The sequence below is a fragment of the Virgibacillus alimentarius genome (assembly GCF_017874635.1).
GTDB lineage: Bacteria > Bacillota > Bacilli > Bacillales > Amphibacillaceae > Virgibacillus_B > Virgibacillus_B alimentarius.
The window spans coordinates 219,031-245,647 of the sequence record NZ_JAGIKX010000001.1; the positions used below are offsets into that span (position 1 = coordinate 219,031).

Annotated in this window: 24 protein-coding genes; 21 read left to right on the forward strand and 3 right to left on the reverse strand. The window is 34.8% G+C overall.

What is annotated here, in order from left to right; genetic code table 11:
- Positions 1 to 57: 57 nt before the first annotated feature.
- From J2Z81_RS01125 to J2Z81_RS01150, 6 genes are all read left to right on the forward strand, one after another.
- Positions 58 to 1,188 (forward strand): ATP-binding protein, encoded by a 1,131-nt coding sequence (locus tag J2Z81_RS01125; protein ID WP_319023815.1) that lies wholly within the window; start codon positions 58 to 60, stop codon positions 1,186 to 1,188.
- Between the two features lie 245 nt (positions 1,189 to 1,433).
- Complete coding sequence (acnA, locus tag J2Z81_RS01130; protein ID WP_226370542.1) at positions 1,434 to 4,151, forward strand: aconitate hydratase AcnA; 2,718 nt, start codon at positions 1,434 to 1,436, stop codon at positions 4,149 to 4,151.
- Positions 4,152 to 4,343: 192 nt separating this feature from the next.
- Positions 4,344 to 4,499 carry an FbpB family small basic protein gene (locus J2Z81_RS01135; RefSeq protein ID WP_226370611.1) on the forward strand — a complete coding sequence of 52 codons (156 nt, stop codon included), beginning with the start codon at positions 4,344 to 4,346 and terminating at the stop codon, positions 4,497 to 4,499.
- 174 nt (positions 4,500 to 4,673) lie between these two features.
- Positions 4,674 to 4,904 (forward strand): small acid-soluble spore protein Tlp, encoded by a 231-nt coding sequence (tlp, locus tag J2Z81_RS01140; RefSeq protein WP_226370543.1) that lies wholly within the window; start codon positions 4,674 to 4,676, stop codon positions 4,902 to 4,904.
- A 129-nt stretch (positions 4,905 to 5,033) separates the two neighbouring features.
- Positions 5,034 to 5,456, forward strand: a complete 423-nt coding sequence (locus J2Z81_RS01145; RefSeq protein WP_226370544.1) for an acyl-CoA thioesterase — start codon at positions 5,034 to 5,036, stop codon at positions 5,454 to 5,456.
- A 2-nt stretch (positions 5,457 to 5,458) separates the two neighbouring features.
- Positions 5,459 to 5,758, forward strand: coding sequence for a hypothetical protein (locus J2Z81_RS01150; RefSeq protein WP_226370545.1), 300 nt, complete (start codon positions 5,459 to 5,461; stop codon positions 5,756 to 5,758).
- 55 nt (positions 5,759 to 5,813) lie between these two features.
- On the opposite strand, the gene J2Z81_RS01155 is transcribed toward J2Z81_RS01150, so the two are convergent.
- The 3 genes from J2Z81_RS01155 to plsY all read right to left on the reverse strand — a co-directional run bounded on the left by J2Z81_RS01155 (position 5,814) and on the right by plsY (position 7,088).
- Positions 5,814 to 6,101, reverse strand: a complete 288-nt coding sequence (locus J2Z81_RS01155) for a HesB/YadR/YfhF family protein (RefSeq protein ID WP_226370546.1) — start codon at positions 6,099 to 6,101, stop codon at positions 5,814 to 5,816.
- A 24-nt stretch (positions 6,102 to 6,125) separates the two neighbouring features.
- Positions 6,126 to 6,359: a membrane protein insertion efficiency factor YidD gene (gene yidD, locus J2Z81_RS01160; protein WP_226370547.1), complete on the reverse strand. Its 234-nt coding sequence runs from the start codon at positions 6,357 to 6,359 to the stop codon at positions 6,126 to 6,128.
- 141 nt (positions 6,360 to 6,500) lie between these two features.
- Entirely contained in the window at positions 6,501 to 7,088 is a 588-nt protein-coding gene (gene plsY / locus J2Z81_RS01165) for a glycerol-3-phosphate 1-O-acyltransferase PlsY (RefSeq protein ID WP_226370548.1), read from the reverse strand.
- A gap of 205 nt (positions 7,089 to 7,293) precedes the next feature.
- Between plsY and J2Z81_RS01170 the strand changes: the two genes are divergently transcribed.
- From J2Z81_RS01170 to J2Z81_RS01240, 15 genes are all read left to right on the forward strand, one after another.
- Entirely contained in the window at positions 7,294 to 8,361 is a 1,068-nt protein-coding gene (locus J2Z81_RS01170) for an ABC transporter ATP-binding protein (RefSeq protein WP_226370549.1), read from the forward strand.
- The gene (locus tag J2Z81_RS01175) at positions 8,354 to 9,877 is read left to right on the forward strand and encodes an ABC transporter permease/substrate-binding protein (protein WP_226370550.1); all 1,524 of its coding nucleotides are present in this window, start codon (positions 8,354 to 8,356) and stop codon (positions 9,875 to 9,877) included. The genes J2Z81_RS01170 and J2Z81_RS01175 overlap by 8 nt, the downstream gene beginning before the upstream one ends.
- 14 nt (positions 9,878 to 9,891) lie before the next feature.
- The gene (locus J2Z81_RS01180) at positions 9,892 to 10,311 is read left to right on the forward strand and encodes a CoA-binding protein (protein WP_226370551.1); all 420 of its coding nucleotides are present in this window, start codon (positions 9,892 to 9,894) and stop codon (positions 10,309 to 10,311) included.
- Between the two features lie 266 nt (positions 10,312 to 10,577).
- On the forward strand, positions 10,578 to 12,515 hold the full coding sequence (gene parE, locus J2Z81_RS01185; protein WP_226370612.1) for a DNA topoisomerase IV subunit B: 1,938 nt from the start codon (positions 10,578 to 10,580) through the stop codon (positions 12,513 to 12,515).
- Between the two features lie 15 nt (positions 12,516 to 12,530).
- Positions 12,531 to 14,981: a DNA topoisomerase IV subunit A gene (parC, locus tag J2Z81_RS01190; protein ID WP_226370552.1), complete on the forward strand. Its 2,451-nt coding sequence runs from the start codon at positions 12,531 to 12,533 to the stop codon at positions 14,979 to 14,981.
- A gap of 182 nt (positions 14,982 to 15,163) precedes the next feature.
- The gene (locus J2Z81_RS01195) at positions 15,164 to 16,306 is read left to right on the forward strand and encodes an acyl-CoA dehydrogenase family protein (RefSeq protein ID WP_226370553.1); all 1,143 of its coding nucleotides are present in this window, start codon (positions 15,164 to 15,166) and stop codon (positions 16,304 to 16,306) included.
- A gap of 56 nt (positions 16,307 to 16,362) precedes the next feature.
- The gene (locus J2Z81_RS01200; protein WP_226370554.1) at positions 16,363 to 17,715 is read left to right on the forward strand and encodes an acetyl-CoA carboxylase biotin carboxylase subunit; all 1,353 of its coding nucleotides are present in this window, start codon (positions 16,363 to 16,365) and stop codon (positions 17,713 to 17,715) included.
- 15 nt (positions 17,716 to 17,730) lie between these two features.
- The gene (locus J2Z81_RS01205; RefSeq protein ID WP_226370555.1) at positions 17,731 to 17,943 is read left to right on the forward strand and encodes an acetyl-CoA carboxylase biotin carboxyl carrier protein subunit; all 213 of its coding nucleotides are present in this window, start codon (positions 17,731 to 17,733) and stop codon (positions 17,941 to 17,943) included.
- 160 nt (positions 17,944 to 18,103) lie between these two features.
- Positions 18,104 to 19,633: an acyl-CoA carboxylase subunit beta gene (locus tag J2Z81_RS01210; RefSeq protein ID WP_226370556.1), complete on the forward strand. Its 1,530-nt coding sequence runs from the start codon at positions 18,104 to 18,106 to the stop codon at positions 19,631 to 19,633.
- Between the two features lie 196 nt (positions 19,634 to 19,829).
- Complete coding sequence (locus J2Z81_RS01215; protein WP_226370557.1) at positions 19,830 to 20,294, forward strand: flavin reductase family protein; 465 nt, start codon at positions 19,830 to 19,832, stop codon at positions 20,292 to 20,294.
- A gap of 67 nt (positions 20,295 to 20,361) precedes the next feature.
- On the forward strand, positions 20,362 to 20,838 hold the full coding sequence (locus J2Z81_RS01220; protein ID WP_226370558.1) for a CBS domain-containing protein: 477 nt from the start codon (positions 20,362 to 20,364) through the stop codon (positions 20,836 to 20,838).
- An 82-nt stretch (positions 20,839 to 20,920) separates the two neighbouring features.
- Positions 20,921 to 24,547 (forward strand): dynamin family protein, encoded by a 3,627-nt coding sequence (locus J2Z81_RS01225; RefSeq protein ID WP_226370559.1) that lies wholly within the window; start codon positions 20,921 to 20,923, stop codon positions 24,545 to 24,547.
- A gap of 15 nt (positions 24,548 to 24,562) precedes the next feature.
- Positions 24,563 to 25,426 (forward strand): 5'-3' exonuclease, encoded by an 864-nt coding sequence (locus J2Z81_RS01230; protein WP_226370560.1) that lies wholly within the window; start codon positions 24,563 to 24,565, stop codon positions 25,424 to 25,426.
- Between the two features lie 876 nt (positions 25,427 to 26,302).
- Positions 26,303 to 26,398: an ATP-binding cassette domain-containing protein gene (locus J2Z81_RS01235; protein ID WP_226981187.1), complete on the forward strand. Its 96-nt coding sequence runs from the start codon at positions 26,303 to 26,305 to the stop codon at positions 26,396 to 26,398.
- Between the two features lie 53 nt (positions 26,399 to 26,451).
- On the forward strand, positions 26,452 to 26,583 hold the full coding sequence (locus J2Z81_RS01240) for an ABC transporter permease (protein WP_226370562.1): 132 nt from the start codon (positions 26,452 to 26,454) through the stop codon (positions 26,581 to 26,583).
- The last annotated feature ends 34 nt before the right edge of the window (positions 26,584 to 26,617 follow it).

The window sequence follows — 26,617 nt, forward strand, 5'->3', positions numbered from 1 at the left end:
CAATTATACAAAGGAGGTTTTAGTATTGCTAAATTGGGCGAAAAGGGGTGGGATATAGTGGATAGTAGTTTTAAAGATAGATTGTACAATAAAGATCATGAACAAAATGCAGCTTCAGTAACCTTGAAGCATAAGGATCGTTTTAGTGATTTGGGATCCTTACCGAACTTCATGTTGAAATGGATTGATTCTGTAAGTAGTGATATCATCATTATTGTCAATGAAGAGGGGAATGTGCAATTTATATCTAGAAATGTAAAAGCATTGCTAGGCTATGAAGCATCAGAGATTATGGGAACAGCCTGGAAAAACAATCTTCAAGAGGAGAATATCGTCTCAATACGTAAACATTTACTTGAAGAAACTGGTGAGAATCAGCGATTTAATATTAATATCCGGAATAAATATGGAAAATATATTTCTTTTGACTGCTCCATGTTAAAGGTAAAGGATGAACAAAGTGATGACCACTACTTCCTTGCCACGCTAAAGGATATAACAAGTAAAAAAGAAGCTGAAGAAATGATGATCAGATCTGAAAAAATGTCCATAGCAGGACAACTTGCAGCTGGAATTGCGCATGAAATTCGCAACCCATTAACATCCATGAAAGGGTTTTTACAATTGTTGCAAGCGGGAATTGATCGAAAAGAAGAATATTATAACATAATGATTGATGAGATTAATAAAATTGAGACAATTACTTCTGAATTACTCTTTTTATCAAAGCCACTTACCGATAATAAACAAAATGAGTATGTCTATCAAATGGTCGAAGATGTGATCGTACTATTGAGACCACAGGCAAAGTTGAAAAATATCGAGCTTAAGTGGGAGAAAACTACGGATGAAGCAATATATTGTGATCGTTCTCAAATAAAACAGGTGCTTATTAACTTAATTAAGAATGCTATTGAAGCGACTACTGAACCCGGTGACATAGAAATTGAACTTAACGAATCATCTAATTATTTAAAAATTAATGTGATTGATGAAGGACCTGGTATATCTGAAGAACTTTTACATAAGTTGGGCGAACCTTTTTTTACAACAAAACAAAATGGAACCGGTTTAGGGTTAATGATTACAAAACAAATCTTGGAGCATCATCACGGACACTTACAAATATTTCAAAATGAAGAAAAAGGAAGTACATTTCAAGTCCTACTTCCAAAAAAGGATCAGTAATTTTGCACTCCATGCTTCTATTAGGAAAAGTAATGATAATTTATCATATAGTATAACTAAAAGTAATCACTTTAAATAACCTTTTCATATATAAGAAATAACTCTAAACATTTGTCTTATGCACTTATTTCATATACTATATATTAGTAGAGTTTAATAGTCTTTGTCTTATTTTGAAGACAAGAGCTAAATGTTTCTTAATATAATGAATCTAGACAGAAGCGTGAACGAAGGGAGTTAGCAACATGGGAGAGAACAATGCATTTCATGCAAAGAAACAATTTGAACTAAACGGAAAAACGTATAACTATTACCATTTAAAAGCTTTAGAAGAAGGAGAATTAGGCGAAGTATCTCGTTTACCTTTTTCAATCCGTGTCTTGCTAGAATCATTATTACGTCAACATGATGGGCATGTCATTAAAGATGAGCATGTTAAAGGCCTGCTGAATTGGGGAATAAAAAACGAATCAGTAGATGTACCTTTTAAACCATCTCGTGTTATTCTACAAGACTTTACAGGTGTTCCAGCAGTAGTAGATTTAGCCTCATTACGTAAAGCAATGGTTGATATGGGCGGAGAGCCTGATAAAATCAATCCGGAAGTTCCAGTTGATTTAGTAATTGACCATTCTGTGCAGGTAGATCAATACGGAACATCGAATGCGTTGCAAGCAAACATGGATTTGGAATTTCAGCGAAATGCAGAGCGCTATGAATTCTTACACTGGGCACAAAAAGCGTTTGAAAATTATCGTGCAGTTCCACCTGCAACAGGAATTGTTCACCAAGTAAACTTGGAATATTTAGCTGATGTTGTACATGGTATTAAAAATGAGGAAGGAACCTATGATGCATATCCTGATACACTTGTAGGTACAGACTCTCACACAACAATGATTAATGGTTTAGGTATCCTTGGTTGGGGTGTAGGAGGTATTGAAGCTGAAGCAGGAATGCTTGGACAACCTTCTTATTTCCCGGCTCCTGAAGTAATTGGAGTTAAATTTACAGGAAGCTTCCCACAAGGGACTACAGCAACTGATTTAGCCTTAAAAGTAACGCAAGTTTTACGTGAGAAAAATGTAGTAGGTAAATTTGTTGAGTATTTCGGTCCTGGGTTAAAAGATATGCCACTGGCAGATCGTGCAACTATTTCAAATATGGCACCAGAGTACGGAGCAACTTGTGGTTTCTTCCCAGTTGATGAAGAGTCATTAAGTTATCTGCGTTTAACAGGACGTAGTGAAGAACAAATTGAACTTGTAGAAAAATATTGTAAAGAAAACAATTTATGGTATTCTGCTGATCAAAAAGATCCAGAATATACTGAAGTAGTAGAAATTAACCTTTCTGAATTGGAACCAAATCTATCAGGACCTAAACGTCCACAAGATTTGATTTCACTATCCAATATGAAAAAGGAATTTAACAAGGCAATTACCGCTCCTGAAGGGAATCAAGGTTTAGGATTAGATAAATCAGAATTCGATAAAGAGGTAACTATTGAACATCAAAACGGCGAAAAGTCTGTTATGAGAACAGGTTCTCTTGCAATTGCTGCAATTACTTCTTGTACGAATACATCCAATCCTTACGTAATGTTAGGTGCAGGCTTACTAGCTAAAAAAGCAATTGAAAAAGGTCTGCAAGTACCAGCTTATGTTAAAACATCCTTAGCTCCTGGTTCTACTGTTGTTACTAGATATTTAGAAGACGCAGGATTGATGAAATATCTTGATCAATTAGGATTTAATTTAGTTGGTTATGGATGTACAACTTGTATCGGTAACTCTGGTCCATTGCGTGAAGAGATTGAAGAATCCATTGTTAAAAATGATCTAGTTGTATCTTCTGTATTATCAGGTAACCGTAACTTTGAAGGACGTATCCATCCACTAGTAAAAGCTAACTACTTAGCTTCACCACCACTCGTTGTTGCCTATGCATTAGCAGGAACTGTCGATATTGACTTAACAAAAGATGCCCTAGGTACAGATAAAGATGGTAAACCTGTTTACATGAAAGATATCTGGCCAACTATGGATGAAATTAAAGAGGAAGTAAACAGTGTTGTTAATCCAGAAATTTACCGAAAAGAGTACGAAAGCGTATTTGATTCGAATGAAAAATGGAACCAAATTAAAACAACGGATGAGCCTTTATTTGAATGGGATAAAGAATCAACATATATCCAAAACCCGCCATTCTTTGAAGGATTGTCAAAAGAAGCAGGTAAAGTAGAAGCTTTAACTAACTTGAGGGCAATTGGTAAATTTGGTGATTCTGTAACAACAGACCATATTTCACCAGCAGGTGCAATTGCAAAAGATATGCCTGCAGGTCAGTACTTGCAAGATAAAGATGTTTCTCCAAGAAACTTTAACTCATATGGATCACGTCGTGGAAATCATGAGGTAATGATGCGAGGAACATTTGCTAATATACGTATTCGAAACAAGCTTGCACCTGGTACTGAGGGCGGATATACAACATATTGGCCAACAGGTGAAATCATGCCTATTTATGATGCAGCTATGAAGTATCAAGAAGACAATATCGGTTTAATTGTTGTAGCTGGTAAAGATTACGGTATGGGCTCTTCTCGTGACTGGGCAGCTAAAGGAACTAATTTATTAGGTATTAAAACAGTTATTGCAGAAAGTTATGAGCGTATTCACCGTTCAAATTTAGTAATGATGGGTGTATTGCCGTTACAATTTGAAAAAGGTCAAAGTGCTGAAAAACTTGGTTTAACTGGAAAGGAAACATTTCATGTTGAAATCGATGAAAATGTTCGTCCACATGACCTTGTAAAAGTAACTGCAGTTAATGAAGAAGGAAAAACAACTGAATTTAATGCAGTTGCACGTTTTGATAGTGACGTTGAAATTGATTACTATCGTCATGGCGGAATTTTACAAATGGTTCTACGTAATAAATTAGAAGTTGTGAAAAACTAGAGATAAGAATTTAAATAAGTTCTTACACTTCATTTTAGAGTGTAAGAACTTATTTTTTCATTTTGATTTTTATCATTTCCAATGGGTATATCTATATACAATGAATAAACATAAAAATTTGATTTGTTTTAACAATTTTATTATAAAACTTGGAAAAAATGGCCATACTTCATAAAAAAGGAGTGAAGAGCCATTTCTTTAAAGAAAAGATTTACATTTGATGAACTTGTTAACGAAAATAAAAGACAAATTATGCAGGATCGTTCGCAAATCGAAGAAATTGAGAAAAGCATGGAAATGCGAATGCATAATTCATTAAAAGCGTCGTCTGCACCAAAGAAGGAATAATAAAAAAGTCTGTTTCAGCTGACTAGGATGTCAGAGGGAATAGACTTTTTATGTTTGGAGATTAAACATTAATGTTTATTAAAGGGATGTCCAACATTTTCCAGTATTTTTCACTTCGATTAGGAAAAAATACTTTTTGAGAAATATTTAATTGAAAAGAAAGGAGTATTCTAATTGGGGTACGATAATAAGCCTAATCCAGATGATCGTAGTGATAATGTAGAGAAACTACAAGACATGGTACAAGATACGATTCAAAACCTTGAAGCGGCTCATGAAACAATGAGATTTTCTTCAGGTGAAGAAAAAGAAAAAATAAAAGCTAAAAACAAAAGACGTGAAGAAGCAATTGAAGGTATGCGACAAGAAATTAAGGATGAAGCAGAACACAATAAATTGGACTAACTTAAATCCAAAGCCTCAAGACCTCATAAAGGTTTGAGGCTTTTTTAAGGCCAAACATGAAATGCTAAATTATTTCTCAAGTATGATAAAATATGAAAAGAAATAAGGAAGAACAAGGGGGATTTATATTTGAATACAGTAAGAGCACCTATTGAGGTAAGATATCAGGAAACCGATCAAATGGGGGTAGTCTACCATGCAAACTACTTAGTTTGGTTTGAAATAGGTAGAACAAAATTGATTGAATATCTAGGTTTTAAATATGCGGATATGGAAAAATATAATATTGTTTCTCCTGTAATTGATGCTCAGATCTCTTATAAGAAGCCAGTAAGATACGGAGAAAAAGTAGTCATTGATACTTGGCTCGAAAAGTATGATGGGATACGAACCGTTTATGGCTATAATGTTATCGGAGAAGATGGTCATATTGCAGTAACAGGGACAACAACACATGTAATTGTACAGAAAGACAGTTTCCGGCCTTTATCTCTCAAAAAAGCGTTTCCTGATTGGCATAAGGCATACATAAGTCAAATCAAAGGGGAATAATAATGGCATTTGGGATCACTAAAAGTGAATTGAAGCGATGGAAAAACGGGGTAAAAAATGGACAGATTACCTTTTTAACGCACTACTGGCTAGATAACCGTTTTCCTGATAGTTTTACAGTTACAAAGGTCGGTTGCGTAAATTTAAAAAAACTGAAGGAATGGGGGCATAAATATGGACTAAAATCAGAATGGATTCATTCGGATCCAGAGTTTCCGCATTTTGATCTGTTTGGGGAAAGGCAAAAGGAGATTTTAATGAGTGAAAATAAATGGGATCATATTAATAAATTTAATTTATAAATATAAAGGCGTTTTGATTAAAACGCCTTTAAACGTAATCTGATCTCACCTTTTCTTATGCATAAGTAAATTCAGGTTCACCTGTATCTTTATTTAATGTAATGTTCAAATCTTTTCCCTCAAAATACCACTCATCCTTTGATTCAATAAAAAACGTTATATCCTCTTTTTTCGTAAGAGCATCTGCTTCATTGGGTATATCGTGTTTAAGTGCCAATGAAAAACCGGGAATGTTTCCACCCACGCCGCCGTATCTTACATAGAATCGGATTTGCGCAGATTCTTCAATATCCAGTTCATTTTTATACCATGTAGCTGCTTCTTCACTTACATGTAATTTCACAAAACCAGCTCCTTTTGCAATTCATTAGTTGTCTTTTTTTCCCTCTTTTTCAGGTACTAAATCGATTCCGCCAGGGTGAAATGGATGACACTTAAGAATTCGTTTTACTGTTAAATATCCGCCTTTAAAAGCTCCAAATCGTCTTATAGCTTCCAAACCGTATTCAGAGCATGTTGGAAAAAACCTGCATGAAGGAGGTTTAAAAGGACTAATTGCCTTTCTGTAAAATTTGATTAGTCCGATAAAAATGTATTTCATAATTCGAAGCCTTTCTTGATTTATTTATTTTACAGCAGTAACGCGTTATAATAGATGCACGTTGTTTCCAATAGTAGGAATCCTATTTTAAGTATACTTAAGAGCCGCTTATTATTCAATTACTGGCTTTTGACAAAATTGCTACATCCAGGTGATTTTTGGTTCGGTTTTATTTTTGATTCGTTTAATGTTATCGGAATGTCGATAAAACACAAAAATAGTTAAGACAGAAACCACAATAATAAGACCAATATCTTTTAGAAGAACAGAAGCAATAATAGATACAATTCCAGTAACCATGGAGGAAAGAGAAACATATTTGGATAAATATAACGTAAGAATAAAAGTTACTACCATAACAATAAACAATAAAGGACTAACACCTAAAATAATACCACCTGAAGTAGCAACTGCCTTACCACCTTTAAATTTGGCAAATAAAGGATATGTATGACCTAAGACTGCAAAAAGCCCAATTACAAGGGGATAAACATCAGCATTAAATACTGTTATTGCTGGAAGCAATGTTGCAAATGTTCCCTTTAATATATCAGCCAGCATGACAATTGCACCGGCCTTTATACCTAAGACGCGAAATGTGTTCGTTGCACCGAGATTTCCACTTCCATGTTCTCTAATATCCATTTTATAGCCTAACTTTCCAACAATTAACGCTGAAGGGATAGAACCTATTATATAAGCCAAAATTGCAAATATTACGTAATTCATACTTATTCCCACTTTCGTAAATTAATAAACCGATCTCTATTCTCTATTAATTGAATCACCTATATGTATTTTACCACGAAGTATGAAAGGAAAGAACCTTAAATCAATGGGAAACTTTATTATTTATAACTGTTTCATGTTGACGAATCTCGGGTAATGAATAAAACACTAAAAAATACCTCTAAACAACAAAGGACGAAATGAAATGATTGAATTTGACAATGTGAAAAAGATGTATAATGATGGTACGCTAGCAGTATCTGATTACTCTATAACAATCAATGAGGGAGAATTAGTAACTCTTATTGGACCAAGTGGCTGTGGCAAAACGACAGTATTAAAAATGTTGAATCGATTAATAGAACCTACAGAAGGAGCAATATACATAAATGGTACTGAAATTAATAAATACAATATTCATGAATTACGTTGGAATATAGGGTATGTATTACAAGAAATTGCATTATTTCCACATCTGACGATTGAAGAAAATATATCAATTGTACCAGAAATGAAAAAGTGGAACCGTGAAACGATAAGGAAACGTACGCATGATCTATTATCCATGGTAGGGCTGGAACCTAGTACTTTTCGAAAAAGAATGCCAAGTGAGCTCTCTGGAGGACAACAACAACGAATAGGAGTGGTGCGTGCTTTAGCTGCAGATCCGGATATTATTTTAATGGATGAGCCATTTAGTGCACTGGATCCGATTAGCAGGGAACAACTACAAAAAGATATACGAAAACTACAAAGAGAAATAAAAAAGACCATCGTCTTTGTGACACATGATATGGATGAAGCAATAGCACTAGGGGATCGAGTTTGTTTAATGAAAAAAGGAAAAATTGTACAATATGATACACCGCCACGTTTAATGATGCATCCGAAAGATCAGTTTGTTAAAGATTTTATTGGTGAAAGAAAATCACCATGGCAAACATCTGTAGAAATGGTAGCCAACCAAAGCGGGGACCATGTTATATCCGTCAAAAAAGCTGAAAACGTTTTTCCAACAGCTGGAAAGTTTATTTTAAAAGACGGCCAAAATAGGTATGCAGGTGCTATTGATAATGGAAGGTCTATTCAACTTAAAACAATTAATCATGATGTGCCTTTATATAAAGCAACTGAAATGTTACAAGAGAACGACCAGCAATTACTTCCTGTATTAAAAAAGCAAAGACTCGTTGGAGTCTTAAATTATAAATCGATTGTTGACTTTTTAAAGCGTCAAACGAAGGCTAATAACGAGGAAACTATGTATGAATGAGTTTCTTTCCGTTTTTCAAAAAAGACAGGATGTATTGCTTGAAGCACTATGGGAGCATTTACAAATCTCGCTTCTTTCCTTAATTATTGCAATTGTTATAGCTGTTCCGCTGGCACTTATTTTAACAAGATATAAGAAAGTAGCGGAACCAATAATAGGAATGTCAGCTATTATGCAAACAATTCCGAGTTTAGCTGTTCTGGCTTTTCTTATTCCTTTTTTTGGAATAGGAACACCCCCGGCCATTATTGCACTCACGGCTTATGGGCTTTTACCGATTTTAAGAAATACCTATACTGGAATTAATGAAGTTAATCCATCTTTAAAAGAAGCGGCTACAGGCATGGGAATGAATTCTTTAAAAAGGCTTACAAAAATTGAATTGCCATTAGCTATGCCGGTCATTATGGCAGGAATTCGGACTTCAATGGTTTTAATCGTTGGGACCACAACAATCGCTGCTTTGATTGGGGCAGGAGGTCTCGGAGAATTAATTTTACTCGGTTTGGACCGTGGCGCAGATATCAACTTAATTTTGCTTGGGGCAATCCCAGCAGCATTATTAGCTATCGTTTTAGATTTAATTTTACGAGGTTTTGAATATATATCGAAACGTACTGGATTTAAATCATTAGTTTCGATGCTAATGATTGCTATACTTGTTGTTACCCTTCCGTTTATGTTCAATAAAGGAAAACAAGCGGATTTAGTAATTGGGGGTAAGTTAGGTGCTGAGCCTACGATTTTAATCAATATGTATAAGTTATTAATAGAACAAGAAACCGATTTAAGAGTAGAGCTCAAACCAGGGTTAGGGAAAACAGACTTTAATTTTAGTGCATTAAAACAAGGGAGTATTGATATATATCCCGAATTTACCGGGACTGCAATTGTCTCTTTATTAAATGACAAAACGTCCAGCAATGATGCTGAAGAGGTTTATAAACAGGCGAAAAAAGGATTGGAAAAAGAGTATAACATGGTGTTTTTAGAACCGATGGAATATAATAATACGTATACAGTTGCAACAACTGCAGAAGTAGCAAAAAAATATCATCTAGAAAATATCAATGACCTTAAAAAATTCGAACATCAGTTGACAGCAGGTTTCACATTGGAATTTAAAGATCGGTATGATGGTTATAAGGGAATGCAGGATCTTTATAATCTTGATCTGAAGAATATAAAAACAATGGAACCTGGAATCCGTCAAGAAGCATTAGAGAAAAATGAAGTGGATATTATCGATGGATATGCAACAGACAGCTATATGGAAGAGTTAAACTTAAAGATTCTTTCTGATCCGAAAAATTTATTTCCTCCGTATCAAGGAGCACCATTGCTTAGGAAGGAAACGCTCGATAAATATCCTGAATTAGAGATGATTTTAAACCAGCTTGGTGGAAAAATCACAGATGATGAGATGCGTAAGATGAACTATCAGGTTGACTATGAGGATAGAGCACCAAAAAAAGTTGCAGAGCAATTTTTGAAAAATAATAATTTACTTAAGTAAAGGGGCTGAAAGAAATGTCTTGGAAAAATCCAGAGAATGAACAGGTGAAATCCATTTTGGAAGAAGCGACGACGATAGCTGTAGTAGGTTTATCAAATAATCCGGAAAGAACTTCTTATCAAATATCGAAGGCTATGCAAGATAATGGCTATAAAATAATTCCGGTAAATCCCAAGGTTGATGAAGTATTAGGTGAAAAAGCATATGCATCCTTGTTGGATGTTAAAGAAAATATAGATATTATTAATGTATTCAGACGATCTGAACATCTGCCATCCATTGCAAAAGAGGCAGTACAAACAAATTGTCGTGTCTTTTGGGCTCAGCAAGGTGTTGTAAATGAAGAAGCATACCAGTATTTAAAAGAACATGATTTCACCGTGATGATGGATTTATGTATTAAAGTAGCACACGCAGTTTTAGTGAAAAAGTAATGCTGAAAAAGGATGACACAAAGAGTCATCCTTTTTATATGGATGAATAATATAGGAAATAAATAATCCAAAGCTCGCATATTCTAAACCGCTATACAAGCGATATTTAATTGTAGTATACTATTTACCACGTTTTAAGTAATAAATTAGTATGCGTACAGAAAATGAAAAATAATAATTTACAATAACAAACGTTTGTTCTATCATTATTAGTAGTAGTTCGAATCGTATAGAAGGGAGTTGACGATTGATTGGTTAAACAATCAATGCACTATACAGACGATTCTATTCAAGTATTAGAAGGTCTTGATGCAGTTAGAAAAAGACCTGCTATGTATATAGGTAGTACCGATATCCGCGGCTTGCATCACTTAGTATTTGAAATTGTCGATAATGCCGTTGATGAAGCATTAGCCGGTTATGGTGAAAAGATAAAAGTAACCATACATAAAGATAATAGCATTTCTGTAGAAGATAATGGCAGAGGTATACCAACCGGTATGCATAGTACTGGAAAACCTACAGCCGAAGTTATTCTTACTGTACTTCATGCTGGAGGAAAGTTTGGCCAAGGAGGCTATAAAACAAGTGGTGGTCTACACGGTGTTGGAGCTTCTGTTGTAAACGCACTATCGGAATGGTTAGAAATCACTATTTTTCGTGAAGGATATAAATACCATCAGCGCTTTGAAAATGGTGGTCAACCGGTAGGATCATTGGAAAGAAAGGAAAAAACAAGAAAAAAAGGAACCATTATTCACTTTAAGCCAGATACAAAAATTTTTTCTAGTGTCGTATATGATTTTGAAACATTATCTGAACGATTAAGAGAGGCTGCTTATTTATTAAAAGGTTTAAAAATAGAATTGATTGATAATAGGTATCAAATAAAGGAAGAATATCAGTTCCCTGATGGTTTGAAATCATTTGTTCATTATTTGAATGAAGAAAAGGATATATTACATGATGTCGTATCTTTTGATGGAGAAAATCAGGAGATTGAAATTGACTTCGCTTTCCAATTTAATGATGGTTATGCTGAAAATATGCTATCATTTGTAAACCATGTACGAACGAAAGATGGCGGGACACATGAAATGGGGGCGAGAGCAGCAATAACAAGAACATTTAATGACTATGCAAGGAAAATGGCTATATTAAAAGGCAAGGATAAAAATTTAGAAGGTACAGATATTCGGGAAGGACTTACCGCTATTATTTCCGTACGCATTCCTGAAGGAAAACTGCAATTTGAAGGCCAGACAAAAGGAAAACTGGGGACATCAGAAGCACGTATTGCAGTTGACGCAGTCGTTTCTGAACAGTTATCCTATTTCTTGGAGGAAAACCCTGATACTGCTAGCTTATTAATTCGTAAATCCATAAAAGCAAAAGAAGCCCGCGAAGCAGCAAGGAAGGCTCGAGAGGACGCAAGGTCAGGTAAGAAAAAAAGAAGAAAAGATGCGATGTTAAGTGGAAAATTGACACCAGCACAATCAAAAAATCCAAAACGAAATGAATTATATCTTGTGGAGGGAGACTCTGCAGGTGGCTCAGCAAAACAAGGAAGAGACCGAAAGTTTCAAGCTGTATTGCCTTTAAGAGGAAAAGTTATCAACACTGAAAAGGCCAAATTAGAAGATGTTATGAAAAATGAAGAAATTTCTACAATTATTCATACAATTGGTGCTGGCGTTGGGGGAGACTTTGATTTAGAAGATGTCCAATACGATAAAGTAATCATCATGACGGATGCCGATACTGATGGTGCACATATCCAAGTATTACTGCTTACCTTTTTCTATCGCTATATGCGACAATTAGTTGAAGCAGGGAAAATTTATATTGCATTACCACCTCTTTATAAGATTTCTAAGGGAAAAGGAAAAAAAGAGCAAATCATTTATGCTTGGAATGAGGAAGAATTACAAGAGGCAATTAAAACCCTCAAAACTGGCTATATGGTGCAACGTTACAAAGGGCTCGGTGAAATGAATGCTGAGCAATTATGGGAAACAACAATGAATCCTGAAACACGTACCTTTGTACGCGTCACTATTGATGATCTCGCCAGAGCTGAAAGACGGGTTACTACTTTAATGGGTGATAAAGTGTCGCCAAGAAGAAAATGGATTGAAAATAATGTTGAATTTGGTATGAGTGAGGACGCTAATATTTTAGATAATGATAAAATTCATATGTAATAAGGGGGGGTTAGTTTGCAAAACCCAGAAACATTTTTAGATCTTCCACTAGAAGAAGTAATTGGTGACAGATTTGGAAGATATAGTAAATATATTATCCAGGATCGTGCTTTGCCTGATGCGAGGGATGGATTAAAACCCGTACAGCGAAGAATATTATATGCAATGTATGAAGATCGAAATACGCATGATAAAAATTTTCGTAAAGCAGCAAAAACGGTCGGTACTGTAATTGGAAATTACCACCCTCATGGAGATACTTCTGTATATGACGCAATGGTTCGCTTAAGTCAAGACTGGAAAGTACGCAATGTCTTGGTACAAATGCATGGAAATAATGGGAGTATAGACGGTGATCCTCCCGCTGCCATGCGATATACAGAAGCAAGACTATCAAGTATTGCTTCTGAGTTATTGAGAGATATTGATAAAGAAACGGTAGATTTCATACCCAATTTTGACGATACCATTACAGAGCCTGTAGTATTGCCAGCCAAATTTCCTAATTTGCTAGTGAATGGATCTACAGGAATATCTGCTGGCTATGCAACAGATATTCCTCCGCATAATCTGTCTGAAGTCATTGATGCGGTTATTATGAAAATTGATAAACCAGCTGCAAGAGTAGAAGACGTGATGAAAGTTTTAAAAGGCCCTGATTTTCCAACAGGCGGAATCATTCAAGGAGTAGACGGAATAAAAAAGGCTTATGAGACTGGGAAAGGTAAAATCGTTGTTCGTGGTAAAACAGCTATAGAAAATTTACGCGGGAACCGTCAGCAAATTGTGATTGATGAAATTCCATATGATGTAAACAAAAGCAATATGGTGAAGAAAATAGACGAGTTACGCATAGATAGAAAAGTCGAAGGGATAGCTGAAGTACGTGATGAAACGGACCGGTCGGGGCTAAGAATCGTTATTGAATTGAAAAAAGATGCGAATAGTAAAGGTATCTTACATTATTTGTATAAAAATACTGACTTACAAGTTGTCTATCATTTAAATATGGTGGCAATTCAAGATAAGACTCCTAAATTATTATCTTTGCCTCAAATTCTCGATGCTTATATCGCACATCAAAAAGAAGTTGTAACAAGACAAACAACTTACGATTTAACAAAAGCAAGGGAACGTTCGCATATTGTAGAGGGGCTAATCAAAGCGATTTCCATTTTAGATGAATTAATCGCTACCATTCGAGCATCTAAAAATAAGCAAGATGCAAAACGGCGTATAATCGATAAATATGACTTTAGTGAGCAGCAAGCGGAAGCAATTGTTATGCTGCAGCTATATCGTTTAACAAACACGGATGTTTCAGCACTTAGGCAAGAGGCTGATGAATTAAAAAAGAGAATAAATGAATTAGAAGCAATTCTAGGAAGCGAAAAAAAGCTTTATCAAAAAATAAAAAAAGAATTAAGACAGATTAAAAAGACCTATAGTGATAAAAGACGTACTGCGATAGAAAATCAGATAGAAGAATTGATGATTAATATTGATGTAACCGTTGCTAGCGAGGATGTACTTGTATCTATAACGAAAGAAGGTTATGTAAAACGAACAAGTCTGCGTTCATATGCAGCATCGAATGGGGAAGATTTGGCAATGAAAGATGATGATCATTTGGTGCGTTTAATTGAATTAAATACAACTGATAAGGTCCTCTTATTTACAAATAAGGGGAAGTATTTATGCATCCCGGTACATGAGCTTCCGGATATTCGCTGGAAGGATATTGGACAGCATATTTCAAATATCGCTGCAATAGAAAAAGATGAGTTTATCATTCAATGTATTCCAGTTCGTCAATTTAAGGATGAAAACTACCTTCTATTTTTCACAAAAGAAGGCATGATTAAGCGAAGTGAATTAAAATTATATGATGCACAGCGATATTCAAAAACACTAATCGCTATCAATCTAAAAGAAGATGATGAGCTAGTAAATGTTTTTCATACAACAGGACATTCAGATGTTTTTATTGCTTCCAATAAAGGATATGGCCTATGGTTCCATGAATCAGAGGTTTCTGTTGTCGGACAGCGGGCAAGAGGTGTAAAGGCTATCCAGTTGAAAGAAAATGAATATGCTGTAAATGGACAGGTTTTTGATGATTTAGCGGAACCTTCTTTAGTTGTGATGACACAGCGTGGAGCTTGTAAACGAATGCGATTAAGCGAATTTACGATGTCAAGCCGTGCTAAGCGTGGTTCGATGATGCTGAGAGAATTAAAGAACAAACCGCACCGCATTACCGGTTTCTTTATATTAAATGATAATGAAACGGTATGTTTCCAAACGAAGGCGGATGAGATACATTCCGTAACTCCAATAAAACTACCTGCAAGTGACCGTTATAGTAATGGATCATTTATCATTGATTCGGATAATCACGGAGAAGTATTTAATGTATGGAAAAAGGCAGCGTATGAAAAAGCATTTGAACAATCAACTGAATAATAATCGGTATAAAACAGGCAGCCATTAGTGTAGTTGCCTGTTTTTATTACGAAAGGGTTGCTTTACAATAGAAAAATAGAAAAATCATAGCATTTGACGTATAATAATTAGTAGTATACATAGAAACATTTGATAAAGAAAGTTAATAAGTAAGCGTATCCATCAATTATAGGAGGATTACGATGAATTTTGAACTTACGAAAGAACAACGAATGATCCAAAAAATGGTGCGAGATTTTGCAGAAGACGTAATAAAACCTAGAGCAATTGAAACGGACATAGAAGCTAAATTCCCAGAAGATATATTTAAACAGATGGGTGAGTTAGGACTAATGGGAATTCCTTTTCCCGAAAAGTATGGTGGCTCCAGCGGTGATACAGTATCGTATGCGATTGCTGTTGAAGAGATTGGCAGAGTATGTGGCAGCACAGGGTTGAGTTATGCTGCAGCTGTCTCATTAGGAGCAAGTCCTATCTACTATTTCGGAACGGAAGAGCAAAAAGAAAAATTCTTAACCCCTTTAGCAGAAGGAACTGCTTTAGGATCATTTGGATTGACAGAACCGAATGCAGGTTCGGATGCAGGTGGAACAAAAACAACAGCAATAGAGGATGGAGATCATTATATCATTAATGGGGAGAAGTGTTTTATTACCAATGCAAGCTTTGCAAAAACAATAATTGTTACTGCTGTAACTGGTAAAAACGAAAATGGAAAAAACATTATTTCCGCAATAATTGTACCGACAGATACAAAAGGAATAACAATAAAAGGTAATTATGACAAAATGGGAGTTCGTGGCTCAGATACTGCGGAAGTTGTATTAGAGAATGTATGTGTACCGAAGGAAAATCTTTTAGGTGATCCTCAAAAGGGATTCAAGCAATTTCTGTATACATTAGATGGCGGTAGAATTTCCATTGCTGCTCTTGGTCTAGGGATAGCTCAGGCCTCATTAGATAAAGCGCTTACCTATGCGAAGGAACGTAAACAGTTTGGTAAACCTATTTCCAGTTTTCAAGCGATTCAGTTTAAATTAGCAGATATGGCAATGGAAGTAGAACTTGCAAGAAATATGGTTTATAAAGCCTCTTGGTTAAAAGATAATAATAAACCTTTTTCTAAAGAATCCGCCTACGCTAAATTATATGCAACAGAAACAGCTTTTCGAGCTGCCAATCAAGCTATACAAATCCACGGGGGCTATGGTTACATGCGCGAATATGAGGTTGAAAGGTACCTGCGGGACGCCAAGCTTTTGGAAATAGGAGAAGGAACGTCAGAAATTCAGCGATTAGTAATAGCTAGACAATTAGGTTTATAAACCACTATATTTCCAGAAAGATATTACGCACACCTATAAATCCAAGGAGTGAGTATATGATTGAAAAGATATTAATCGCAAATCGGGGAGAAATTGCATCACGTATCATTCGTACATGTAAGAAATTAAAACTCCGAACTGTTGCAGTATATTCAGAGGCAGATCAGTATGCTCCGTTTGTTTCGATGGCTGATGAAAATTATTTGCTCGGTCCTTCCCGCGTGAATGAAAGTTATTTAAATGCGGATAAAATAATCGAAGTAGCTAAAAAAGCTGAAGTAGATGCAGTACATCCAGGTTATGGATTTTTAAGTGAAAACGCAACGTTTGCAAAAAAGTGTTTTACAGAAGGACTGATTTTTATTGGACCTTCAAGCAATGTTATTGAAATGATGGGAAGTAAAATAGCTTCTAGAAAAGCGATGCAAGAAGCCGGTATTCCCGTGATTCCTGGAACGGATGAAGCTGTTGCGACCGAAGAGGAAGCAATACAGGCTGCGCAAAAAATTGGCTATCCCATTATGTTAAAAGCCTCTTCTGGAGGCGGAGGAATCGGAATGCAGGTTGTTTATTCTGATGAAGAGTTAGGAAAAGCTTTTGAAAGCAACTCTAAACGAGCTCAAATGTTCTTTGGAGATGGAGCAATGTTTTTAGAAAAGAAACTTGAAAATACGAGACATATAGAAATGCAAGTTTTAGCTGATCAATTTGGTAATGTTGTTCACTTATTTGAACGAGAATGTTCGATTCAGCGCCGTAATCAAAAAGTAATTGAAGAGGCACCTTCCCCTTTTATTTCTCAAAAAACACGAGCTGCAATGGGAGAAGCTGCAGTTAACGCGGCAAAAGCTCTTTCATATCGTAATGCAGGTACAATAGAGTTTTTAGTTGATGAGCAGGAAGAGTTTTATTTTCTGGAAATGAATACAAGAATTCAAGTAGAACACCCTGTTACCGAGGAAATAACGGGGCTGGATATTGTGGAACAACAAATTAGCATTGCTAACGGAAGAAAATTAAATATCAATCAGGATGCGCTAGAAATGAAAGGCCATGCGATTGAAGCACGTATCTATGCTGAGGACCCTGTAACATTTTTCCCTTCTCCAGGACATATTGATACATTTACTATACCACTTGGTGAAAACATTCGAAACGAAACATCTGTAACTAATAATTATGATGTTACTCCATTTTATGATCCTATGATTGCAAAATTAATTGTTAAAGGAAAAACAAGAAATGAAGCGATTTTTTTAATCGAGGATGCACTTCAAGCATATTGTGTTGACGGAATAAAAACGAATATACCAATGTTAATAAAAATTGTCGGAAGCAAACAATATAAAGCGGGGAATACAACAACTTCCTTTGTTGATAAATATTATTTACCTGCAGTGAAAAATTAATTGGGAGGAATTAGAATGCAAGAAATAAAAGCAAGTATGGCGGGAAGTGTTTGGAAAATTACAGTAAGTGTTGGTGAAGAGGTTGAAGAAGATCAAGACATTGTTATTTTAGAATCTATGAAAATGGAAATTCCGATACCTGCAGAGGAGAAAGGAACAGTCAAGGAATTAAAGGTATCTGAAGGCGACTTTGTTAATGAAGGGGATCTTATTGCTATAATAGAATGAAATAGTAAAAAGCATATTGACAAATCTATGATATGAGACTTTAAAAATACATTTAAATTAGCATATGAAAATGAAAACAATAGTAAATTTACGTTTATATGCTAGAAGCTGTACTAAAAGAAAACTCGGGTATTCAGACAAATAAGCGGGAGGGCTCATTATGTCGTATGTTGAAGAATTACAAGATAAAATTAAGAAAATAGAAAAAGGCGGAAAAGAAAAATACCATCAAAAAAATGAAGAAAAAGGAAAACTTTTTGTTCGAAAAAGACTAGAACTTTTATTTGATAAAGGTTTAGATGTAGAAGATGCCTTTTTTGCAAATTGTATAGATGATAATCTGCCATCGGACGGGGTAGTCACAGGCATAGGTCAAATAAATGGACAATCTGTATGCGTCATGGCAAATGATTCTACTGTGAAAGCAGGTTCATGGGGAAAACGAACAGTAGAAAAAATTATTCGTATTCAAGAAACAGCTAAAAAGTTAGAAATACCAATGTTATATTTAGTAGACTCGGCCGGTGCAAGAATTACAGATCAAATTGAAATGTTTCCGGGCCGTCGAGGAGCAGGTCGAATTTTTCATAATCAAATTAAATTATCAGGTCGCGTACCGCAAGTTTGTCTATTGTTTGGGCCATCGGCTGCTGGTGGTGCTTACATTCCAGCTTTTTGTGATATTGTTATAATGGTTGATGGAAATGCGTCTATGTACTTAGGTTCACCTCGAATGGCTGAAAAAGTAATTGGTGAAAAAGTAAGTTTAGAAGAAATGGGTGGCGCCAAAATGCATTGCTCCGTATCTGGATGTGGTGATGTATTAGTAAAAACGGAAGAAAAGGCAATTGAATATGCACGTAAATACCTGAGCTACTTTCCACCTAACTTCAGACAAAAGCCAGCATCAGTAGAAGCGAAAGAAATAAAGCCTTTTGAGAAAACAATTCAAGACTTAATTCCGGAAAATCAAAATGCACCATTTAATATGAAGGAGTTTATTGATCGCATTATTGACCATGATTCCTTTTGTGAGATTAAAAAGAAATTTGCACCTGAGTTAATTACAGGACTTGCTCGTATGAATGGTCAAACGATTGGAATTATTGCGAATCAGCCTCGGATGAAAGGCGGGGTTTTATTTCCTGATTCCGCTGATAAAGCTGCAAAGTTTATTCAGTTGTGTGATGCGTTTCATATTCCTTTATTATTTTTAGTAGATGTGCCCGGATTTATGATCGGTACGAAAGTAGAGCAAGCAGGCATTATTCGTCATGGGGCTAAAATGCTGGCAGCAATGAGTGAAGCGACAGTGCCTAAAATATCGGTTATCATTCGAAAGGCATATGGTGCAGGACTATATGCCATGGCAGGACCAGCTTTCGAACCAGATTGCTGTTTAGCACTACCTACAGCACAAATTGCTGTGATGGGTCCCGAAGCTGCTGTAAACGCAGTGTATGCCAATAAAATCTCTGAATTACCAGAGGAAGAACGTCCGGCATTTGTTAAAGAAAAACAGGATGAATATAAAGATGATATTGATGTCTATCGCTTAGCTTCTGAAATGGTGATTGATGCAGTGGTTGCACCTGAGAAATTACGAGATGAATTAATTAAACGTTATCGCATATATGAAACGAAAAATGTTCTCTTTACAGAAAGGAAGCATGGAGTATATCCGGTATAGATAGAAAGAAGACATAAAAAGTCATCGTTATCCAATACGATGACTTTTACTTTAAACTTATGTTTTTACTTGATTATAAGCTTATTATGTAAATTAGAAAGATAAGCATCATTTTTCCAATTAACCGATATAAATGATAGGCTATATAGGAATTGTATTTATATAATTTATATACATGGAAAGAGAGGAAACTACTATGGACGATCGACTTTTTCGTGACGCAATGGGAAAGTTTGCAACGGGGATAACTATCGTTTCCATTGATTACGGTGGCGAAATTTTGGGAATGACTGTTAATGCATTTATGTCTGTATCCTTAGATCCCAAATTAATAGCTATTTCAATCGATGAGAAGGCGAGTATGTATAATAAATTACAAGAAACCAAAAAGTTTGGGGTAAGTATTCTTGCAGAAGAACAAAAAGATATTTCTATGATCTTTGCTAAGCAGAAAGAAAAAGATAGAGAAATTCCATTTATACGATTAGATGATATACCCGTTATCAAAGATTCGATTGCTACATTATCTTGTCATGTGAAGGAAACAACAAAGGCGGGAGATCATATGATATTTATAGCAGAGGTTACTGGTCTTACCATGAGTGAAAAAAATCCGACGTTGTTTTTTGGTGGAAAGTATCGTACAATGACATCACTTTAAATCATGCCAACCATTTTATATGGTTGGTTTTTGTATATTTACCATTAATTAACAAGAAGGTGGAAATATGAAAATAAAAGATTTTATGATCAAGGATGTTATAAGCGTTCGTGAAGATACAAGCGTTAAAGATTTACTAGAAATTCTTGTAAAGCATAACATTGGAGGAGTTCCGGTTGTTTCAGAAGAGAATACGTTACTTGGGGTTATTAGTGACGGAGACGTTATTCGCTACCTGCAGCCTAAAGGAAGAACAGTGTATGATATGTTTACAGTAGTTCTTGTAAGTGAAAAAGAGGATTTAACACATAAATTGAAATATTCAATGGAGCACTCCGTTAAGAAAATGATGCGTCAAAAGGACATTTATACCGTATCCCCTGATGAAAAATTTGAGGAAGCCTTACGCATTTTCTCGAAATGCCATTTTAAAAAGATTCCTGTAGTAGATGCTAACAATATAGTTGTAGGAGTAGTTAGCCGAGGAGATATTATTCGATTTATTTCGAATAAATTAATAGCAACGATGGATGAAGAGAATTAAACAGGTAAATAGGGTAGTAATAGCCTATTAATTTTCGTATAATGGGATTATTGATTGTTAAACAAGAAGGGGATTGTATGCTTTGACAATATCGAGGACGGATCATCAGGAAATTACGCTTAATCATTTGGTAGCATATCATAAAATGTTTCGCGATAATGACGATAATATAAATGCAAATAAAATTGTTGATTTATATCAAAAACAAAAGAAGAACGAATTCGTGATCAGTTTTGCTGGTCACTTTTCTGCTGGAAAGTCTTCGATGATTAACGCCTTATTACAAAAGGATATATTGCCTAAAAGCCCGATACCTACAAGTGCGAATATCATTAAAATTACATCAGGTAAAGGTGTGGCACGTGTCTTTTTCCATCGAGAAGCCCCAGTAGAATATAAAGAGCCTTATGATATTGATATGATAAAGGAATATGGCAAAGACAAAGATACGATTAAACGTATTGAATTAAGCACTTCTGAAAATCTACTGCCTAATCGTTGTGCCATCGTGGATACACCAGGCATTGATGCAGCAGATGATGCAGATCGCTTGATAACAGAGTCTTCTCTTCATCTGGTAGATGCTCTGTTTTACGTTATGGATTATAATCATGTTCAATCGGAAGTTAATCTCTATTTTTTAAAAAACATACAAGATATGGGGATTCCTTTTTACATTATGATTAATCAGGTTGATAAGCATGATGAAATGGAACTGTCTTTTAAGGAATTTGAAACACGAGTGAAAAATACATTCCAACAATGGAATATTTTGCCAAAGGGAATTTATTTTACTTCTTTAATGGACACCGCTCATAAATATAATCAATTTGAATCAATGAAAGAAAAAATCTTTACGTTATTTCATACAGGAGGTAGGACATCAAATCGTTTATGGGGTTCCCTGAAGCAGATAATAGCTAACCATAAAACATTTTTGAAGCAAAGATTTGATGAACTAACAGCAAGTTTTGAGGGGGGATTTTCCAGTGACGACAAAACGAAACTGGAATCCATTAAAGCTCAAATAAAGTCGATTGAAAGCAAGTCACAAGAGTTAGAACAAATATTTCAAAGGGACTTGCAAACAACATTGAACAATGCTTATATAATGCCATCAGATTTACGCGACAAAGCAGCATTGTTTCTTGATTCACAGCAAAGTGATTTTAAACTTGGCTTATTTAGCACGAAGAAGAAGATAGCCAAAGAAAAAGAGAAACGAATGATCGATTTTTTAGAACCCTTGAAAAAAAATATCGAAGCAAATATACAATGGAAATTGCGGGATAAATTCATTAAAATCCTAAAAGAAAATAATATTTCTGATCCTGAAATAATAAATAAAACTGAGCAATTAAAAATTGAGTATACCTCCGAAGCTCTCTTAAAAATAATCAAAACAGGCGCTAAAGTAAATGCTGATTATGTATTAAATTATACAAAAGAGGTTAGTGCGGACATTAAGAATAAATTTAAAAGTCAAGCGCGCATATTATTAGACATGATGACACAAAGTGTAAACGAAGAGATACAAGAAAAAGTGAAAGAGTTAGAAAAGCAGCGCAAAGCTTTAGAAATGTCATCGCATCAACAAGAAGAATTAAACCATTACCAAGAAGTCCTTGATGAACAAACGAAACGAATAGATAATCAACTTCATCACCCGGATGTAAGTGAACTGGCATGGAAAAGTATGCAAGATTGTATAGACGTTCGTAATAAGCCTATCAAACAAGCAGAAAATCCAGTTCCTAATGTAAAAGAACAATCCAAAGGTCTATCGGAAGAGCTTAAAGAAGAAACTATTACTCCAAAGCGAGTGAAGGAACGCTCTATTGAAGATGTCTCAGGCGCTGTTAATCAAGCGATTCAAACCGTAGAATCATTACCAGGCTTTCAATCTATTGTGGATGATTTGAAGGATAAGCAACACCGTTTAGATAACCGGACGTTGACCATTGCTCTTTTTGGAGCATTTAGTGCCGGGAAATCATCTTTTGCCAATGCTTTGCTTGGTGAAGGATTGTTACCGTCATCTCCAAATCCTACAACTGCCGTTATCAATCGTATTAAACCAGTTACGGGGGAATATACACATGGAACGGTAGTCATCCATTTAAAAGATGAAGCGACATTAGTAAATGATTTAATCTCACTTGTTAAACAATTCTCACCCGAAAGCACTACTTTTTTTGAATTATTAAATTGGGTGCAAAGAAATAATTTGCATAAAAATGCAGATCTAAATAAATTATATCAGGCTTATTTACAAGCAATGATAGAAGGTTATGAAGAAGTTAAGAATAAAATAGGCGAAAAAGTAACGATTTCTTTAAAAGACTTTGCGTCTTTTGTGACGAATGAAACAAAAGCATGTTATATGGAATCCGTTGATCTTTATTATGACTGTTCTCTTACACGTCAAGGAATAACCTTAGTAGATACACCAGGTGCTGATTCAGTTAATGCCCGTCATACAAATGTAGCATTTGATTATATTAAATATGCTGATGCTATTTTATATGTTACTTACTATAATCACGCTTTATCACGTGCAGATAAAGATTTTTTATTGCAGTTAGGCAGAGTAAAGGAGTCCTTTCAACTAGATAAAATGTTTTTTATTATAAATGCAGCAGACTTAGCTGAAAGCGACGCTGATCTTAAACTTGTAATGCAATATGTAGAAGACCAATTATTACAATTAGGCATCCGTTTTCCAAAGATTTTCCCTGTCTCAAGTAAACAAACACTTGAAAACAAACGAAACAAACAAGTCTTAAATAGCAAAATGGATAATTTTGAAAAAGCTTTTTATCAGTTTATTCATAATGATTTAGCTCAACTATCAATGGAATCAGCTCTTTTTGATATTGAAAGGTCCTATCAAACGCTGACTCATTATATAGAATCGGCAAATTTAAACGAACAGGAAAAACAAGACTATCGAGCGACACTATTACAAAAGCAAGAAAGTTTAACAAATACAATTGGAGATATCGATGCTTCTTTATACAATAACCGAATAGAGCAAAGGATTGATAAACAATTACATTATGTAGATGAACGTTTGTCTATTCGATTCCATGATATGTTTAAAGAGATGTTTAATCCTACAACAATAACTGAATCAGGTAAGAAAGCAAAGGAACAATTGCAACGAAGTTTAGTAAATCTAATCGATTATACTGGCTATGAGCTTCTGCAGGAATTGCGTGCTGTGTCGCTAAGAATAGAAGCTTATTTATTTGAATTACAGAAAGAAGTTTACCAAGATACAAACAGCAAGGTAAACCAAATAGACAGTTACTTTATGTTACCAGCCTTAGAAAATACGGATATACAAACTCCAGAGTATCCACAAGCTTTTAAAGATGCAAATATTGAGCCATTTAACAAAGCTCTTTCATGTTTTAAAGGGGCAAAGGCCTTTTTTGTAAAAAATGAAAAAGAAGTAATGAAAGAAGCTATTTATTCCATATTAGCTCCATGGATAAGAGAATATATGAACACGAATAATGATTTAATGAAATCAGCCTATTTTGGCCAGTGGGAAAAAATCTTACAATCTATGAAAAAACATATCTTAGCATCGATAGATAATTATGTGGAGGATAATCTTTCTGTAATGTCAGATACGATCGATTTGGATCTATTGCAGGATAAACAGATTAAACTTTCAATTATTCTTGATAAGTACAAGTAAAAAGGAAGTGCAAAATTGAAAAACAAGATCTTACTGGTAGATGGTATGGCACTATTATTCCGCGGATTTTTTGCAACATCCTTTCGCGGCAACTTTATGAAAACGAAGGATGGAATCCCCACGAATGGTGTATATCAATTTTTTCGTTATTTTTTAGATGCAGTTGATACATTTCATCCTACACATATAATTTGCTGCTGGGATATGGGGAGCAAAACTTTTCGGACAGAACTTTATAGTGGATACAAAGCAAACAGATCTGAACCGCCTGAAGAACTTATTCCTCAATTTGAACTAGTCAAAGAGGTGGTTGAGGCATTTAATATGCCGAATATCGGTTTGGAAAACTATGAAGCAGATGATTGCATTGGAACACTAGCAAAATATTATTCAAAAAATGACCATGTCATCATTCTAACCGGTGATCACGATATTTTGCAGCTCATTGATGAGCAGATAAGTGTAGCAATCATGCGAAAAGGTCAAGGTAATTATGAAATGTTTGATGATGCCAATTTTTATGTCAAGAAGGGAATCACACCAAAACAAATAATTGATTTAAAAGGATTAATGGGCGATACGGCAGATAATTATCCTGGCGTTAAGGGAATTGGAGAAAAAACGGCATTAAAGTTATTAAGGGAATATGGTACGATTGAAAATATCTTAGAAAACACAGATCATTTATCTAAAGGAATTCAAACAAAATTGAAAGAAAACCTGGATATGCTCCATTTATCGAGACAACTTGCTGAAATTAAATGTGATCTTCCAGTTCGTTGTACTTTAGAAAAAGCGATATGGAGATATGATAAAAATATTGTTCTGGAAAAGTTTAAAGAACTTGAATTCAATAACTTAACTAAATTAATTAGTTGAGTGGAAATAAGTAGTTCCTGTAAGAAATAAAAATAGACGAATAAAAAAAGTTTGTAATGAAACAAGGCATATATGAACTATGCCTTGTTTTTTTGGCGTGTGAAGTTGTTTGTTAAGTGGCCAAGAGAATAATCACAACAATGTTTTATCGTTTTTTTTGTAAGGGGGTACTTTGATGAATAGCAAACATTAAACGATACTATAGATAGATGATACGCCTGCTTATCTTCATTCGGAGATGTTTCTTGAAAGAGGGGAGGAAAGATACCTTAGTGCAGGCGGTGATGTTCGTATAGCAACACTTTTTAAACAATCCTATGCAAAAAATATAAGGAGTGCTGACTTTAGATAACGGTGATACGATCCACGGTAAATATCTACGTACAAAGAAAAAAATTTAGTTTGAATGTCTCCTTGCTTAACATCCAATACTTGCAATTAATTACTATCAACTTAAACAGTATATCGAACAGAAAGGAACGGTTTTCGCTGAACGACCGGAGACTATACAATAAATATAATATGTAAACCCTATTTTTATACTGTATTAACGTTGTATACATATAGGTGTAGGTGTATTAACGTTTTAAATCATATTGGTTAGTTATATACATATATGGGTATAAGTATATACGGCCATAGTTAATTAATATAATCATTTATACCTTCTAGGGTATACCATTGAGGTTGTGGGGTATCCAACTAATACTCGCTAGAATGCATTTCTTTGATTAATACCCCTAAAATTTTAGCTTATCAAATAAAAGGAATATTTTTATTAGATGAGGGTACGGTATTTTAAAACAATAAGCTGATTGGGATAGGAGGATAGCCATGATTCATCTTAATAGCATAAAGGTTAAAGAAATAATTAAAATGAAAGAACTTACTATTAGAGAAAAGGAGGTTACATGTATAGTAGGGCAGAGTGGCAGTGGTAAATCAATCTTATTAAGATTATTGAATCATTAGACAGTCCTGATGAAGGTTGTGTTATCGAAATCAATCTTTCAGGAGGTATGATGGTGGGACAAATTATTTCTGGAACATCACCTTTAGTTGCACTGCAATATCAAATAGCTGTTCTGCTTGTAGGAGCGGGAACCGTTTCATTGACTGTTGTTATATTTTTACATTGGCATACCATATTTTTATAACAAACGAAAGCAATTTATTTTAAATAAACAATGA

Coding starts and splice junctions, on each gene's coding strand:
- acnA (WP_226370542.1), top strand. CDS start 1,434: ATGGGAGAGAACAATGCATTTCATGCAAAGAAACAATTTGAACTAAAC.
- J2Z81_RS01150 (WP_226370545.1), top strand. CDS start 5,459: ATGGCATTTGGGATCACTAAAAGTGAATTGAAGCGATGGAAAAACGGG.
- yidD (WP_226370547.1), bottom strand. CDS start 6,359: ATGAAATACATTTTTATCGGACTAATCAAATTTTACAGAAAGGCAATT.
- plsY (WP_226370548.1), bottom strand. CDS start 7,088: ATGAATTACGTAATATTTGCAATTTTGGCTTATATAATAGGTTCTATC.
- J2Z81_RS01170 (WP_226370549.1), top strand. CDS start 7,294: ATGATTGAATTTGACAATGTGAAAAAGATGTATAATGATGGTACGCTA.
- J2Z81_RS01175 (WP_226370550.1), top strand. CDS start 8,354: ATGAATGAGTTTCTTTCCGTTTTTCAAAAAAGACAGGATGTATTGCTT.
- J2Z81_RS01180 (WP_226370551.1), top strand. CDS start 9,892: ATGTCTTGGAAAAATCCAGAGAATGAACAGGTGAAATCCATTTTGGAA.
- parE (WP_226370612.1), top strand. CDS start 10,578: ATGCACTATACAGACGATTCTATTCAAGTATTAGAAGGTCTTGATGCA.
- J2Z81_RS01195 (WP_226370553.1), top strand. CDS start 15,164: ATGAATTTTGAACTTACGAAAGAACAACGAATGATCCAAAAAATGGTG.
- J2Z81_RS01200 (WP_226370554.1), top strand. CDS start 16,363: ATGATTGAAAAGATATTAATCGCAAATCGGGGAGAAATTGCATCACGT.
- J2Z81_RS01205 (WP_226370555.1), top strand. CDS start 17,731: ATGCAAGAAATAAAAGCAAGTATGGCGGGAAGTGTTTGGAAAATTACA.
- J2Z81_RS01210 (WP_226370556.1), top strand. CDS start 18,104: ATGTCGTATGTTGAAGAATTACAAGATAAAATTAAGAAAATAGAAAAA.
- J2Z81_RS01215 (WP_226370557.1), top strand. CDS start 19,830: ATGGACGATCGACTTTTTCGTGACGCAATGGGAAAGTTTGCAACGGGG.
- J2Z81_RS01220 (WP_226370558.1), top strand. CDS start 20,362: ATGAAAATAAAAGATTTTATGATCAAGGATGTTATAAGCGTTCGTGAA.
- J2Z81_RS01235 (WP_226981187.1), top strand. CDS start 26,303: ATGAAAGAACTTACTATTAGAGAAAAGGAGGTTACATGTATAGTAGGG.